At 71.4% G+C, this 13,980-nt stretch carries 12 protein-coding genes; 6 read left to right on the forward strand and 6 right to left on the reverse strand.

Going from position 1 to position 13,980, the window contains the following annotated elements; translation table 11 throughout:
* Positions 1-63: 63 nt before the first annotated feature.
* The 5 genes from bamC to G5B56_RS00535 are packed head-to-tail and all read right to left on the reverse strand — an operon-like array spanning position 64 to position 4,063.
* Positions 64-1,194, reverse strand: a complete 1,131-nt coding sequence (bamC, locus tag G5B56_RS00520) for an outer membrane protein assembly factor BamC (protein WP_164962025.1) — start codon at positions 1,192-1,194, stop codon at positions 64-66.
* 56 nt (positions 1,195-1,250) lie between these two features.
* On the reverse strand, positions 1,251-2,135 hold the full coding sequence (gene dapA / locus G5B56_RS00525; protein ID WP_009858859.1) for a 4-hydroxy-tetrahydrodipicolinate synthase: 885 nt from the start codon (positions 2,133-2,135) through the stop codon (positions 1,251-1,253).
* Between the two features lie 34 nt (positions 2,136-2,169).
* On the reverse strand, positions 2,170-2,718 hold the full coding sequence (locus G5B56_RS00530) for a bifunctional 2-polyprenyl-6-hydroxyphenol methylase/3-demethylubiquinol 3-O-methyltransferase UbiG (protein WP_164962026.1): 549 nt from the start codon (positions 2,716-2,718) through the stop codon (positions 2,170-2,172).
* Positions 2,718-2,840 (reverse strand): hypothetical protein, encoded by a 123-nt coding sequence (locus G5B56_RS20000; protein WP_255455273.1) that lies wholly within the window; start codon positions 2,838-2,840, stop codon positions 2,718-2,720. The genes G5B56_RS00530 and G5B56_RS20000 overlap by 1 nt, the downstream gene beginning before the upstream one ends.
* Positions 2,837-4,063, reverse strand: a complete 1,227-nt coding sequence (locus G5B56_RS00535) for an MFS transporter (RefSeq protein ID WP_164962027.1) — start codon at positions 4,061-4,063, stop codon at positions 2,837-2,839. Before G5B56_RS00535 ends, G5B56_RS20000 begins: the two co-directional genes overlap by 4 nt.
* Positions 4,064-4,292: 229 nt before the next feature.
* Here G5B56_RS00535 and G5B56_RS00540 point away from each other — a divergent pair, with 229 nt between their 5' ends.
* The 6 genes from G5B56_RS00540 to G5B56_RS19785 all read left to right on the forward strand — a co-directional run bounded on the left by G5B56_RS00540 (position 4,293) and on the right by G5B56_RS19785 (position 13,472).
* A complete protein-coding gene (locus G5B56_RS00540; RefSeq protein WP_164962028.1) occupies positions 4,293-5,546 on the forward strand; it encodes a D-amino acid dehydrogenase in 1,254 nt (417 codons plus the stop codon).
* A gap of 89 nt (positions 5,547-5,635) precedes the next feature.
* A complete protein-coding gene (locus tag G5B56_RS00545) occupies positions 5,636-7,609 on the forward strand; it encodes a DNA topoisomerase IV subunit B (protein WP_164962029.1) in 1,974 nt (657 codons plus the stop codon).
* Between the two features lie 116 nt (positions 7,610-7,725).
* Positions 7,726-9,309, forward strand: a complete 1,584-nt coding sequence (locus G5B56_RS00550) for a S8 family serine peptidase (RefSeq protein WP_009858853.1) — start codon at positions 7,726-7,728, stop codon at positions 9,307-9,309.
* Between the two features lie 186 nt (positions 9,310-9,495).
* Positions 9,496-10,191, forward strand: coding sequence for a lytic transglycosylase domain-containing protein (locus G5B56_RS00555; RefSeq protein ID WP_230760027.1), 696 nt, complete (start codon positions 9,496-9,498; stop codon positions 10,189-10,191).
* Between the two features lie 85 nt (positions 10,192-10,276).
* Complete coding sequence (gene parC / locus G5B56_RS00560; protein ID WP_164962031.1) at positions 10,277-12,592, forward strand: DNA topoisomerase IV subunit A; 2,316 nt, start codon at positions 10,277-10,279, stop codon at positions 12,590-12,592.
* 130 nt (positions 12,593-12,722) lie between these two features.
* Complete coding sequence (locus G5B56_RS19785; RefSeq protein WP_206023464.1) at positions 12,723-13,472, forward strand: PEP-CTERM sorting domain-containing protein; 750 nt, start codon at positions 12,723-12,725, stop codon at positions 13,470-13,472.
* A gap of 30 nt (positions 13,473-13,502) precedes the next feature.
* Here the strand turns inward: G5B56_RS19785 and G5B56_RS00570 are convergent, their stop codons facing one another.
* A complete protein-coding gene (locus G5B56_RS00570; protein WP_164962032.1) occupies positions 13,503-13,979 on the reverse strand; it encodes a disulfide bond formation protein B in 477 nt (158 codons plus the stop codon).
* Between the last annotated feature and the right edge of the window lies 1 nt (position 13,980).

Raw genomic sequence — 13,980 nt, forward strand, 5'->3', positions numbered from 1 at the left:
CGACAAACCCGCAGGGACAAGAAAAAGGCCGCCCGCAGGCGGCCTTCTTTCACGTGGACGAGCTCAGCGCAGTTCGTTGGCCAGGATGCCGGCGATGCGATCACCCGACTCGCCGGCCGAGCCGCTGCCGCTGGCCGGCTGCACCGTCACCGTCGTCTTGTCGCCCGCGGCCTTGACCAGCACGCGGTAGCGCTGCGGGCCCGCCGGGCCGTCCTTGGCGCCGCCGAAGAGCTTCGAGAAGAAGCCGGGCTCCTCCTTGCCGATCTCCTTCGGGTCGATGTAGCGCACGAAGTACAGGCCGGCGGCGCGGTCGCGGTCCTCGACCGAGAAGCCGGTGCGGTCGAGCACCAGGCCGACTCGTCGCCAGGCGCGGTCGAAGCCCTCGTCGACCTCCACCGTCGCCGGCGTGCCTTGCACCAGGCGTGCACGCGACTGCGCCACGGCCGGGGCGGCCACGGCCTCACGGGCCTGCGTCTCGGGCGTGCCGAGCTTGACCATCAGCCGCGTCAGCATCTCGGCCTCGAGCTGCGGGTCGCTGGCGCGCGGGCGCCACTCGGTGGCGTCCTTGCGGTCGCCGACGTAGACCTCCTCCAGGCCGCGGTGGGCGATGTAGACCTCGCTGCCGGTGGCGGTGCGTTCGACGCGCATGCGGAAGCGGTCGCGCTCGCCGGTGTCGTAGAGGTTGCCGAACACGCGGCCGATCGTCGTGCGGATGAAGTCGTGCGGCAGCTTGGCGCGGTTCTCGGCCCAGTCGGTCTCGAGGATGCCGGTCTGCGCGTCCTCGCTCTCGATGACGAAGCCGCGCTCCTGCCAGAAGGTCTTCAGCTGCGGCCAGAGCTGGTCGGGCGACATCGGCACGACGAGCCAGCGCTCGTTGCCCAGGCGCTCGACGCGGGTCTCGCCGCGTGCCGCCGGGGCCACGGCGCCGGCGCCGGCCATGGCGGCGCCGTTGGCCGACGTCGCCAGGCCGGAGTTGGCGGCGCTGACGACACCGCCCTGGGCCTGGTAGCGGCTGTCGCGTGCGAGCTGGCTCAGGTCCGGCGGCACGTCCAGCGGCTGCTCGCGCACCTTGGTGCTGCGGTAGTCCACCTTGTCGCCCGACAGCATGTCGCCGATCGAGGAGCAGCCGGCCAGCGCGACGGCGACGGCGAGCGCGGTGGTCCGGGCTGCGGGAACGACGGGAATACGATTCACGGTGACGGTCTCCGGCGCGGCCTGTGGCGGCCGCGGGTGGCGGGTGAGGGGCTTCTTCAGATGCACACGCCGCTGTCGGCGAGCGCGGCGTCGACCGCGGCCTGGCCGGCCTCGGTGACGGGCAGCAGCGGCAGGCGCAGCACGTTGGCGCAGCGGCCCATCCGGTGCAGCGCCCACTTCGCGGGCGCCGGGTTGGACTCGCAGAACAGCGCGCGGTGCAGCGCCAGCAGCTGGAAGTGGATGGCCGTCGCGCGGCGCGCGTCGCCTTCGATCGCCGCGACGCACATCTCGTGCATCAGCCGCGGCGCGACGTTGGCGGTGACGCTGACGTTGCCCTTGCCGCCCAGCAGCATCAGCGCGACGGCGGTGCCGTCGTCGCCGGAATAGACCGAGAAGCCTTCGGGCGCGTGCTTGATCAGCCAGGCGGCGCGTTCGATGTTGCCGGTGGCTTCCTTGATGCCGAAGACACCCGGCACCTGGGCGACGCGCAGCGCGGTTTCCGGCAGCATGTCCGCGACCGTGCGGCCGGGCACGTTGTAGAGCATCAGCGGCAGGTCGACCGCTTCGGCGATCGCGCGGAAGTGGCGGTACATGCCTTCCTGCGACGGCTTGTTGTAGTAGGGCACGACCTGCAGCGTGCAGTCGGCGCCGACTTCCTTGGCGAAGCGCGTCAGCTCGATCGCCTCGGCGGTCGAGTTGCCGCCGGCGCCGGCCATGATCGGCACGCGGCCCTGGGCGCGTTCGACCGAGAAGCGGATCACCTCGCAGTGCTCGGGCACCGTGAGCGTCGCCGATTCCCCGGTGGTGCCGACGACGCCGATGCAGTCGGTGCCTTCGGCGATGTGCCAGTCGATGAGCCGGCCGAGTGCCTCGTAGTCGACGCTGCCGTCCGGGTGCATCGGCGTGACGAGCGCGACGATGCTGCCAACAATTGCCTTCATGCGCTTAAGCCGTAGCCGCGGTAAATCGCCGATTTTAGCTGCCAGAGTGCCGCGCTCCGGCGAGGGCGAGCGCGCCGCTGGGCGGCGCGATGGCGACGATGCGCTGCACGCGCCGCGTCGGCCCGTCGAGCAGCCCGTCTTCATAGGCCAGCACGTGCAGGCCCGAGGCGGCGGCCAGCAGTTCGCCCGGTGCCAGCAGGAACTCCGGCCGCGACGGCCGGCCGTAGCTCTCCTGGCCGCGCGCGAAGGTCTCGTAGATCAGCACGCCGCCGTCGGCCAGCGCCGCGCGCAGCGCCGGGAACAGCGGCCGCCAGAGGTAGTTCGTCACCAGCACCGCGTCGAAGCGGCGGCCGGGCAGGGGCCAGGGGCCGGCCTCGAGGTCGGCGACGACGGTCTCGGCGATGGCCGACAGCGGCGCCAGCGCCTGCACGTCGCGGTCGACGGCAGTGACGTGCCAGCCGCGTTCGGCCAGCCAGCGCACGTGCCGGCCGTGGCCGCAGGCCACATCGAGCACGCGGCCGCCGGCGGGCAGCAGGTGGGTCCAGCGCTGCAGCCAGTCCGACGGCGGGGCGAGGCCCGGCATCAGAAGCAGGACCAGACGCGCGTCGCCAGGTCGACGACGGTGTGCGGGTCGCGGTAGGCGGCGAAGACCGCGCCGAGCACGGCGGCCGCCGCGATCCAGGCCAGCACGCGGCCGGTCTTCATGCCGCCACCGGGCGCGCCTCGGCGCGCGGGATCGCCGTCTCGCGCACCGGCAGGTTGACGAGAGCCGCGAACACGCCCAGCGCCACCGCGATCCACCAGACGACCTGGTAGCTGCCGGTCGTGTCGTAGAGCCGGCCGCCGAGCCAGACGCCGAGGAAGGAGCCGACCTGGTGGCTGAGGAAGACGATGCCGCCCAGCATCGACATGTAACGCACGCCGAAGATCTGGGCGACGATGGCGTTGGTCGGCGGCACCGTCGACAGCCACAGCACGCCCATCGTCGCGGCGAAGAGATAGACGCCCCAGGTCGTGATCGGCGACAGCACGAAGATCGTGATGACGATGGCGCGCAGCAGGTAGATCGCGGCCAGGATGTGGCGCTTGGCGAGCTTCTGCCCCAGCACGCCGGCGGCATAGGTGCCGAAGACGTTGAACAGGCCGATCAGCGCCAGCGCGGTGGTCGCGACCTCGGGGCCCAGGCCCTGGTCCTTCAGGTAGGCCGGCATGTGCACGCCGATGAACACGACCTGGAAGCCGCAGACGAAGTAGCCGGCGGTCAGCAGCAGGAAGCTGCGGTAGCCCAGCGCCTCGCGCAGCGCCGCGCCCACGCTCTGTGCCGGGCCGGTGTGCACGCCGGCGCCGGCCGGCTCCTTCAGGCCGAAGGCCAGCGGCACGATGGCCAGCGCCGCGCAGCCGAGCAGGAACAGCGCGTTCTGCCAGCCCAGCCCGCCGATCAGCCAGTTCTCCACCGGCACCATCAGGAACTGGCCGAACGAACCCGCTGCGGCGGCCACGCCCATCGCCCAGGAGCGTTTCTCGGGCGCGACGTTGCGCGCGATGACGCCGTAGATCACCGCGTAGGTCGTGCCCGACTGGGCGATGCCGATCAGCAGCCCGGCGCCGCCGGTGAAGGCCAGCCCCGAGGTGGCGAGCGCCATCGACACCAGGCCCAGCGCGTACAGCACCGAGCCGACGATCAGCACGCGGAAGGCGCCCCAGCGGTCGGCCAGCATGCCGGCCACCGGCCCGGCCAGGCCCCAGGCCAGGTTCTGCACCGCCAGCGCGAAAGCGAAGGTCTCGCGTGTCCAGCCGCGGTCCATCGTGATCGGCTGCAGCCACAGGCCGAAGCCGTGGCGGATGCCCATGCTGAGGGTGACGATCGCGGCGCCGCAGAGCAGCACCTGCGTCATCGACAGGCGCGGTGCGGTCGTGGCGGGGGTCATGGGGGCGCAATGTATCCAATGCGGCGAGGGCGCGTCGGCGGCGCGGTCGGCGCGGCAATGGCTGTGCTCCACCGTGGTTCCTTCGTGCACTTTCGCGGTTCAGTTGCAGGCGATTCGGTGCATGCGCTTTTGAATGGTGAATCGTGAGGAGATGTTCGGGAAACTATGGTGAAAGCGTCTGCGGGCCGGTCGGTAGAGTGCGCCTCTTCAACGGCAACGGCAGCGGCGCATGAAGGTCCTGGTCCTGGGCAGCGGTGTCATCGGCACCTCGGTGGCTTACTACCTCGCGAAGTCGGGGCACGAGGTCGAGGTCGTCGAGCGCCAGAGCGGCCCGGCGCTGGAAACCAGCTTCGGCAACGCCGGCGAGATCTCGCCGGGCTACTCGTCGCCCTGGGCCGGCCCGGGCGTGCCGCTGAAGGCCGTCAAGTGGATGCTGATGCAGCATTCGCCGCTGGTCGTCAGCGCGCTGCTCGACCCGAAGATGTGGCGCTGGGGCCTGGCGATGCTGGCCAACTGCAACGCCCGCGCCTATGCGCTGAACAAGAGCCGCATGGTGCCGATCGCCGAGTACAGCCGCGACTGCCTGAAGGCGCTGCGTGCCGAGACCGGCATCGAGTACGACGACCGCGCCCAGGGCACCTTGCAGCTGTTTCGCACCCAGAAGCAGCTCGACGGCATCGGCGGCGACGTCGAGGTGCTGCGCCAGTACGGCGTGCCCTTCGAGGTGCTGGACCGCGAGGGTTTCGTCAAGGTCGAGCCGGCGCTCGCGCTCACCCAGGAAAAGTTCGTCGGCGCGCTGCGCCTGCCCAACGACGAGACCGGCGACTGCTTCAAGTTCACCAACCGCCTGGCCGAGATGGCGCGTGCGCTGGGCGTGCGCTTCCGCTTCGACACGACGGTGCAGGGCGTCGAGGTCTCGGGCGGCCGCGTCTCGGGCGTGCGCACGACGGCCGGCACGCTGACGGCCGACCGTGTCGTCGTCGCGCTCGGCAGCTTCTCGCCGCAGTGGATGAAGCCGCTGGGCCTCAGCCTGCCGATCTACCCGGTCAAGGGCTACTCGATCACGGTGCCGATCACCGACGCCGCCTTCGCGCCCGAGTCGACGATCATGGACGAGACGCACAAGGTGGCCGTCACGCGCCTGGGCGACCGCATCCGCGTCGGCGGCACGGCCGAGCTCGGCGGCTTCGACCTGACGCTGCGTGGCGGCCGCCGCCAGACGCTGGAGCACGTCGTCACCGACCTGTTCCCGCGTGGCGGCGACGTCTCGCGCGCCGAGTTCTGGTGCGGCCTGCGCCCGATGACGCCCGACGGCACGCCGATCGTCGGCGAGACGCCGGTGCGCGACCTGCTGCTGGCCACCGGCCACGGCACGCTGGGCTGGACGATGGCCGCCGGTACCGGGCGTGTCATCGCCGACATCGTCTCGGGCCGCCAGCCCGAGATCGACGTCGCGCCGCTGAACATCGCTCGCTACGGTTGAGGCGCCGCAGGGAAGACTGGGGTCAGGTCCCTCGGGACCTGACCCCATCCGCCTGACCCCATCCCCGGGGTTCCTAGAATCCGCCCCCTATGGCAATCAAGCAGGGCAGTTATGCCGAAGCCTCGATCCGCGTCTTGAAGGGCCTGGAGCCCGTCAAGCAGCGGCCGGGCATGTACACGCGCACGGACAACCCGCTGCACGTGGTCCAGGAAGTGATCGACAACGCCGCCGACGAGGCGCTGGCGGGCTTCGGCAAACGCATCGCGGTGACGCTGCACGCCGACGGCTCGGTCGCCGTCGAGGACGACGGCCGCGGCATCCCCTTCGGTCTGCACCCCGAGGAGCAGGTGCCGGTGCTGGAGATCGTCTACACGCGGCTGCACGCCGGCGGCAAGTTCGACAAGGGCTCGGGCGGCGCCTACAGCTTCTCCGGCGGCCTGCACGGTGTCGGTGTCAGCGTGACGAACGCGCTGGCGACACGGCTGGAGGTGACGGTCTGGCGCGAAGGCCAGTGCGCGACGCTGGCCTTCGGCAACGGTGGCGAGGTCATCGAGCCGCTGGCGGTGCGCAAGGCGACGTCCAGTGAACGCCGCCACGGCACACGCGTGCGCGTCTGGCCCGACCCGAAGTATTTCGAGAGCCCCGAGCTGCCGCGCGGCGAGCTGCTGCACCTGCTGCGCAGCAAGGCCGTGCTGATGCCCGGCGTCACCGTCACGCTGACGACCGAGAAGACCGGCGAGACCCAGACCTGGCGCTACGAGTCCGGCCTGCGCGACTACCTGCTGCAGAGCCTGGCCGCCGAGCCGCTGATCCCGCTGTTCGAAGGTGCCCAGTACGCCGCCGCCAACGAGACCGAGAGCTTCGCCGAAGGCGAGGGCGCGGCCTGGTGCGTGGCCTTCACCGACGAAGGCACGACGCTGCGCGAGAGCTACGTCAACCTGATCCCGACGGTGGCCGGCGGCACGCACGAGTCCGGCCTGAAGGATGGCCTGTTCCAGGCGGTCAAGGGCTTCATCGAGCTGCACGCGCTGCTGCCCAAGGGTGTCAAGCTGATGCCCGAGGACGTGTTCTCGCGCGCCAGCTTCGTGCTGTCGGCCAAGGTGCTGGACCCGCAGTTCCAGGGCCAGATCAAGGAGCGGCTGAACAGCCGCGACGCGCTGAAGCTCGTCGCCAGCTTCGTGCGCCCGGCGCTGGAGATCTGGCTCAACCAGCACGTCGAGTTCGGCAAGAAGCTGGCCGAGCTCGTGATCCGCCAGGCGCAGACGCGCCAGCGTGCCGGCCAGAAGGTCGAGAAGAAGAAGGGCTCGGGTGTCGCCGTGCTGCCCGGCAAGCTGACCGACTGCGAGAGCCGCGACCTGAGCTTGAACGAGGTCTTCCTCGTCGAAGGCGACTCCGCCGGCGGCAGCGCCAAGATGGGCCGCGACAAGGAGACCCAGGCCATCCTGCCGCTGCGCGGCAAGGTGCTGAACTCCTGGGAGGTCGAACGCGACCTGCTGTTCAAGAACAACGAGATCCACGACATCTCGGTGGCGCTGGGCGTCGACCCGCACGGCCCGGCCGACGAGCCCGACCTGTCCGGGCTGCGCTACGGCAAGGTCTGCATCCTGTCGGACGCCGACGTCGACGGCTCGCACATCCAGGTGCTGCTGCTGACGCTGTTCTTCCGCCACTTCCCGAAGCTGATCGAACGCGGCCACGTCTACGTCGCGCGCCCGCCGCTGTACCGCATCGACGCGCCGGCGCGCGGCAAGCGCCCGGCGGCCAAGCTCTATGCGCTGGACGACGGCGAGCTCGAGGCGGCGCTGGACAAGCTGCGCAAGGAAGGCGCGCGTGAAGGCTCGTGGACCATCAGCCGCTTCAAGGGCCTCGGCGAGATGAACGCCGAGCAGCTCTGGGACACGACGCTGAACCCCGAGACTCGCCGCCTGCTGCCGGTGGCCTTCGGCGCACCGGGCTTCGACAACACCGTCGAGCTGTTCACGCGGCTGATGGGCAAGGGCGAGGCGCAGGCCCGCCGCGACCTGATGGAATTGCGCGCCGACGCGGTCGAGATCGACGTCTGACGGGGCTGCGCTCGGTGTTCTCCTGACGCCGGGATCGGGGGTTGACGCTCTGCTCCGGCGTCGGAAAAGTCAAATGCTTCTGCCGCATGTGGCTTTTCTTTGCCGGAGTTCGTCCCATGACCCAGGTTCTCAAGCCGTTGCGCACGGCCGTCTTGCTGGCCGTGTCGGCGGTCGTCTGCAGCGCGTCGATGGCGGCCGTCGCGGCCGACGCGGGCAGCGTGAACGTCATCGTCGCGTACAAGGCCGGCGCCGCCGCCAAGCTGCGCAGCGGGCTCGCCGGTCTTGGCGGCAAGCTCCGCGCCGACCTCGCCGACGACAACGCGATCGCGGTCACCGTGCCGCGCGCCAAGCTCGCCAAGCTGCGGGCGCTGGCCGGCGTCGACTACGTCGAAGAGGACGTGATCCACACCCTCCAGGGCCAGCGCAGCACCTCGATCAAGAGCCGCAAGGCGGCGCTGGCGGCCGCGTCGACGCAGACGCTGCCCTACGGCATCACCGCCGTGCAGGCCGATCAGGTGGCCGGCACGCCGGCCTGGACACCCAAGGTCTGCATCGTCGACTCGGGCATCGACGGCACGCACGAGGACCTCGCCGGCAACAAGCTGGCGGGCCAGAACTTCTCCGGCTCGGGCAGCTGGAACACCGACGAGAACGCGCACGGCACGCACGTCGCCGGCACCGTCGCGGCGCTGGACAACGATGTCGGCGTCGTCGGCGTCAACGGCCGCAAGCAGGTCTCGCTGTACATCGCCAAGGTGTTCGACGCCTCCGGCAGCGCCAGCGCCTCGACGATCACCAAGGCCATCAACGCCTGCGGCCGCGCCAAGGCGAACATCGTCTCGATGTCGCTGGGCAGCGCCAGCCCCAGCCGCACCGAGAAGCGCGCCATCGACCGCCTGACGCAGAAGGGCATCCTGTTCATCGCCGCGGCGGGCAATGCCGGCACGACGGCGGTGTCGTACCCGGCCGGCTTCGACAACGTGATGTCGGTCGCTGCCGTCGACGAGAACAAGGCCTGGGCTTCGTTCTCGCAATACAACGCGACGGTGGAGATCGCCGCGCCGGGCGTCGCCGTCGTCTCGACGGTGCCGCCCAACGTGCTGACGATGAGCGTGCTGAAGGTCGGCGGCGTCGCCGTGCCCTCGCTGTCGATGGAAGGCTCGCCGGTCACCGGCGCCACCGGTGCGCTCGCCGACTTCGGCTTTGGCGACACCCCGGCCGCCGGCTCGATGACCGGCAAGGTCTGCCTGATCTCGCGCGGCAACATCTCGTTCGCCGACAAGGTCGTGAACTGCCAGACCAGCGGCGGTGTCGGTGCGGTCATCTACAACAACACCGCGGGCGAGCTGGCCGGCACGATGGGTGACGTCGTCACGACGATCCCGTCGGTCGGCATCACGCAGGCCGACGGCGCGGCGCTGATGGGCCAGCTCGGCCAGTCGACCTACGTCGCGATCGAACCCGATCCGGCCAAGTACGCCGCGTTCAACGGCACCTCGATGGCCACGCCGCACGCCTCCGGTGTCGCGGCGCTGGTGTGGAGCTACTTCCCGAGCTGCAGCGCGCAGCAGATCCGCAGCACGCTGGTCAAGAGCGCGCTGGACATCGGCGACCCCGGCCGCGACGACAAGACCGGCGCCGGCCTGGTGCAGGCCAAGGCCGCGATCGACCGCATCAACACGCTGGGCTGCGCGAACTGAGCCGCGACGCGAGAGGCCGCCAGGCCTCTCGCGCCAGGCTCGGCCCTCGCCGCAAGGCCTGGCCCGCCATCCGAGAACCGCCGGCCGTGCCCGGCGGTTTTCATTTGCGCGGCGCCGAACTGCACCACCGCGACGGCGGTGTTCGCCGGATCGCGGCGGCGGTGCGCCGCCTACGATGCGGCGATCGTGTCCCGCGTCCGCCCGAGCTTCCTCCGTCCCGTCCTGCTGGCGCTGCTGCTGGCCGCCGGTGGCCCGGCCCATGCCGAACTCTGGGGTTTTGTCGACGCCCAGGGCGTGGCGCACTTCGCCTCGCGCGCGGTCGACTCCCGCTACCGCCTGGTGCATGCCGACACCGCCGCCACCGGCCCGCGCGTGCCCGGCAAACGCGACGGCGCCGACGCGCTGCTGACCTGGATGGAAATCGCGCCGGAGGCCAAGGTGCTGGTGCCCTGGGTGCGCGAGGCCGCCCGCCTGCACGGTGTCGACGCCGAACTGCTGACCGCCGTCATCGCCGTCGAGTCGGGTTTCCGCCGCGACGCGGTGTCGCCGCGCGGCGCGATCGGGCTGATGCAGATCACCGCCGTCACCGGCGACCGCTACGCGACCGCGGCCGAGCGCCGCCAGCCTGCGGCCGAGCGCCTGCTCGACGCGCGCACCAACATCCACACCGGCGCGCGCATGCTCGCCGACCTGACGCGCCGCTACGGCCGCATCGAGCTCGCGCTGGCGGCCTGGAACGCCGGCGAAGGCACGGTGCGCCGCCACGGCGGCCTGCCGCGCCTGGCCGAGACCCGCGCCCACGTGCACCTGGTGCTGGAGCTGTACTGGGCGCTGCTGCAGCGCAGCCAGGCGGCGCGCGCGACGCGGCTGGCGCTGGGCTGAACCGGCGCGCTCCGGCGCCGCCCGGCGGCGTTTGCGAGAATCGCCGCCTTTCCAAGCCGAGCGGCCCCGCGGCCGCCCGCCCTGCATGCGAGACCTCTTCGATTTCGCGGCGGCCGAACCCGCCGACGCCCTGACGCTGGCCGACTACGCCGAACGCGCCTACCTCGAGTACGCGCTGTCGGTCGTCAAGGGTCGCGCGCTGCCCGACGTCTGCGACGGCCAGAAGCCGGTGCAGCGCCGCATCCTGTACGCGATGCACCGCATGGGGCTGGGCTACAACGGCAACGTCGGCGCCAAGCCGGTGAAGAGCGCACGTGTCGTCGGCGACGTGCTCGGCCGCTACCACCCGCACGGCGACACCGCGGCCTACGACGCGATGGTGCGCATGGCCCAGGACTTCAGCCAGCGCTACCCGCTGGTCGACGGCCAGGGCAACTTCGGCAGCCGCGACGGCGACGGCGCGGCAGCGATGCGCTACACCGAGGCCCGCCTGGCGCCGATCGCGCGCCTGCTGCTCGACGAGATCGACGAAGGCACGGTCGACTTCCAGCCCAATTACGACGGCTCGACCCAGGAGCCGCGTCAGCTGCCGGCGCGCCTGCCCTTCGTGCTGCTCAACGGCGCCTCGGGCATCGCCGTCGGCCTGGCCACCGAGATCCCCAGCCACAACCTGCGCGAGGTCGCGGCCGCCGCGGTCGAGCTGATCCGCGACCCGGCGCTGGCCGACGACGCGCTGTACACCCTGCTGCCCGGCCCCGACTTCCCCGGCGGCGGCCAGATCATCAGCAGCGCCGCCGAGATCCGCGCCGCCTACGCCAGCGGCCGCGGCAGCCTGAAGGTCCGCGCGCGCTGGACGATCGAGGACCTGGCGCGCGGCCAGTGGCAGCTCGTCGTCAACGAGCTGCCGCCGGGCACCAGCGCCCAGCGTGTGCTCGAGGAGATCGAGGAGCTGACCAACCCCAAGCTGCGCCCCGGCAAGAAGGCGCTGACGCAGGAGCAGCAGCAGCTCAAGCAGACCGTTCTCGCGGTGCTCGACGCGGTGCGCGACGAGTCCAGCAAGGACGCGCCGGTGCGCCTGGTCTTCGAGCCCAAGAGCCGCACCGTCTCGCAGCAGGACCTGATCACGACGCTGCTGGCCAACACCAGCCTGGAGTGCAACTCGCCGGTCAACCTGACGATGGTCGGCGCCGACGGCCGGCCGACGCAGAAGAGCCTGCGCCAGATGCTGGAGGAGTGGATCGGCTTTCGCCAGCAGACCGTGCAGCGGCGCACGCGCCATCGCCTGGACAAGGTGCTGGAGCGCATCCACGTGCTCGAAGGCCGGCAGCTGGTGCTGCTGAACATCGACGAGGTGATCCGCATCATCCGCGAGAGCGACGAGCCGCGCGCCGCGCTGATCGCCCGCTTCAATCTGAGCGAGCGCCAGGCCGACGACATCCTCGACCTGCGGCTGCGCCAGCTCGCGCGGCTGGAGGCGATCAAGATCGAGCAGGAGCTGAAGGAGCTGCGCGAAACGCAGGCCAAGCTCGAAGAGATCCTCGCCAGCCCGGCGGTCTTGAAGCGCACGCTGATCCGCGAGATCGAGGCCGACGCCAAGGCCTGCGGCGACGAGCGCCGCACGCTGATCCAGGAAGAGCGCCGCGCGGTCGCCGAGATCCGCGTCGTCGACGAGCCGGTGACGGTGGTCGTCAGCCAGAAGGGCTGGGTGCGGGCGCTGAAGGGCCACGAGGTCGAACGTTCGACGCTGGGCTTCAAGGCCGGCGACGCGCTCTACGCCACCTTCGCCTGCCGCAGCGTCGACACGCTGCTGGTCTTCGGCGACCGTGGCCGCGTCTACAGCGTCGCCGTCTCGTCGCTGCCCGGCGGGCGCGGCGACGGCGTGCCGATCACGACGCTGATCGAGCTGGAAGCCGGCACCGCCATCGCCCACTACTGGGCCGGCGCCGCCGACACGACGCTGCTGCTGGCCAACAGCGGCGGCTTCGGCCTGCTGGCCAAGGCCGGCGACCTGCACGGCCGCCAGCGTGCCGGCAAGAGCTTCCTGACGCTGGAAGCGGGCGAGCGCCCGCTCGAGCCCTGGGCCGTGGCCGCCGGCCAGACGAACGCCGCCTGCCTGGCGGCCGACGGCCGGCTGCTGGTCTACCCGCTCGACGAGCTGAAGCACCAGCCCAACGGCGGCCGCGGGCTGACGCTGATGGACGTCGACGCGGCGACGCCGCTGGTCGCGGTGGCGGCCTGCGCGCAGTCGGTGCTGGTCGTCGGCAGCGGCCGCGGCGGCAAGGCGCGCGACGAGGAGATCCGCAACAGCGCCTTCACCAGCTGCATCGGCAAACGTGCGCGCAAGGGGCGCAAGCTGGAAGGCTTCCAGAAGGTCGCCGCGCTGCGCTCGCCGGCCCCCTGAAGCTGCGGCGGGCGTGCACGATCTCACGCTCGCCCGCCCGCAGCAGGCGCCGCACCCCGGAGCGCGGGGATGTGTCAAACCGTAACGGCTTCTATCGTCCGGCCCGTTGCAAGCTCATGCGGACCCGACGATGACCCCCGTTCTCCTGCGCGCCGCCGTCGGCGCGATCGCCCTGTTCACGGCCGCCGGTGCGGCCCAGGCCGCCAGCGTCACGCTCACCGACTGGGCCTACGGCAGCGGCGTGTCGGTCGAGGGCGCCTACGTCAGCCCCGACGTGCCGGCGCGCGGCAACAGCTACCGCCACAGCTTCAGCGTCGAGGCCGGCGCGTTCAAGGGCAGCTGGCTGGCCGACGGCCAGAGCGCCGCCACCGACTTCATCACCTACTGCGTCGAGCTCGAGGAGACCTTCTCGTTCGGCCGGCAGGCGATGACCGGCTACCAGCTCGTCGGCGGTCTCGACTACTTCGGCAGCCAGGCCAAGGTCGACCTGCTGGGCCGCCTGATGACCTACGTCGGCCAGAACGCGTCGGCGGTCGACACGGCCTTCGAGTCGGCGGCGCTGCAGCTCGCGATCTGGAACACCGTCTACGACAAGGACACGAGCGTGCGTTCGGGCAGCGGCTTCAACCTCGCCGAGGGCCGGCCGCTGCGGGCGCTGGGCGACTACGCCAACGAGCTGCTGCTGGCCGCCGCCGGCGTCAGCTCGATCTACGACATCTCGGTGCTGCAGCGCAGCGGCTCGCAGGACTTCCTGATGGCCTCGCTGCGCCAGGGGCCGGCCAAGCCGGCCAGCAACGACGTGCCCGAGCCGGGCAGCGCGGCACTCGCGCTGCTGGCGCTGGGCGCCGCCGGTGCCGGCCTGCGCCGGCGCAAGGCCTGAGAGGCCGACCGCGGCCGGCGTTCGCCGCGTTCAGCGCCGCGGCTGCGCCATCACGGTGATGGCCCCGAGCGCCGACAGCACGAACAGGCCCAGGCTCCAGAACTCGTAGGGCAGGCCGAAGAGGCGGGTGGCCGCGTCGGCGCAGCTGGTCATCGCCATGAACAGGTCGGGGTAGCGAGCGTCCAGGCCGAGCGCGCCGATGAAACGTTCGGCGAAGGACAGGTCGCACGTGGCCTCGCTGGCCGCGACGAAGTGCTGCCACAGCGCCGCGCCGATGCCGCAGCCGGCAAAGCCCAGCGCCAGCAGCGCGCCGACACGCCGCCCCAGCGGTGAGCGCCAGACCAGCGCCAGCGCCGCTGCCGCCGCCAGCGCCAGGAAGATCAGGCGCTGCAGCACGCACCAGGGGCACGGTGGCATGTTCCAGGCGTGCTGGGTGTAGTAGGCCGCGGCGACGGCCGCCGGGCCGCCGAGCGCGATCGCACCCAGCACCAGATCGGCGCGCTTCATC

It is taken from the genome of Rubrivivax sp. JA1026 (genome assembly GCF_011065555.1).
In the GTDB taxonomy this organism is placed as follows: Bacteria; Pseudomonadota; Gammaproteobacteria; order Burkholderiales; family Burkholderiaceae_C; genus Rubrivivax; species Rubrivivax benzoatilyticus.

Coding starts and splice junctions, on each gene's coding strand:
- G5B56_RS00550 (WP_009858853.1), top strand. CDS start 7,726: ATGACCCAGGTTCTCAAGCCGTTGCGCACGGCCGTCTTGCTGGCCGTG.
- G5B56_RS00570 (WP_164962032.1), bottom strand. CDS start 13,979: ATGAAGCGCGCCGATCTGGTGCTGGGTGCGATCGCGCTCGGCGGCCCG.
- G5B56_RS00530 (WP_164962026.1), bottom strand. CDS start 2,718: ATGCCGGGCCTCGCCCCGCCGTCGGACTGGCTGCAGCGCTGGACCCAC.
- G5B56_RS00540 (WP_164962028.1), top strand. CDS start 4,293: ATGAAGGTCCTGGTCCTGGGCAGCGGTGTCATCGGCACCTCGGTGGCT.
- parC (WP_164962031.1), top strand. CDS start 10,277: ATGCGAGACCTCTTCGATTTCGCGGCGGCCGAACCCGCCGACGCCCTG.
- G5B56_RS20000 (WP_255455273.1), bottom strand. CDS start 2,840: ATGAAGACCGGCCGCGTGCTGGCCTGGATCGCGGCGGCCGCCGTGCTC.
- dapA (WP_009858859.1), bottom strand. CDS start 2,135: ATGAAGGCAATTGTTGGCAGCATCGTCGCGCTCGTCACGCCGATGCAC.
- G5B56_RS19785 (WP_206023464.1), top strand. CDS start 12,723: ATGACCCCCGTTCTCCTGCGCGCCGCCGTCGGCGCGATCGCCCTGTTC.
- G5B56_RS00545 (WP_164962029.1), top strand. CDS start 5,636: ATGGCAATCAAGCAGGGCAGTTATGCCGAAGCCTCGATCCGCGTCTTG.
- G5B56_RS00535 (WP_164962027.1), bottom strand. CDS start 4,063: ATGACCCCCGCCACGACCGCACCGCGCCTGTCGATGACGCAGGTGCTG.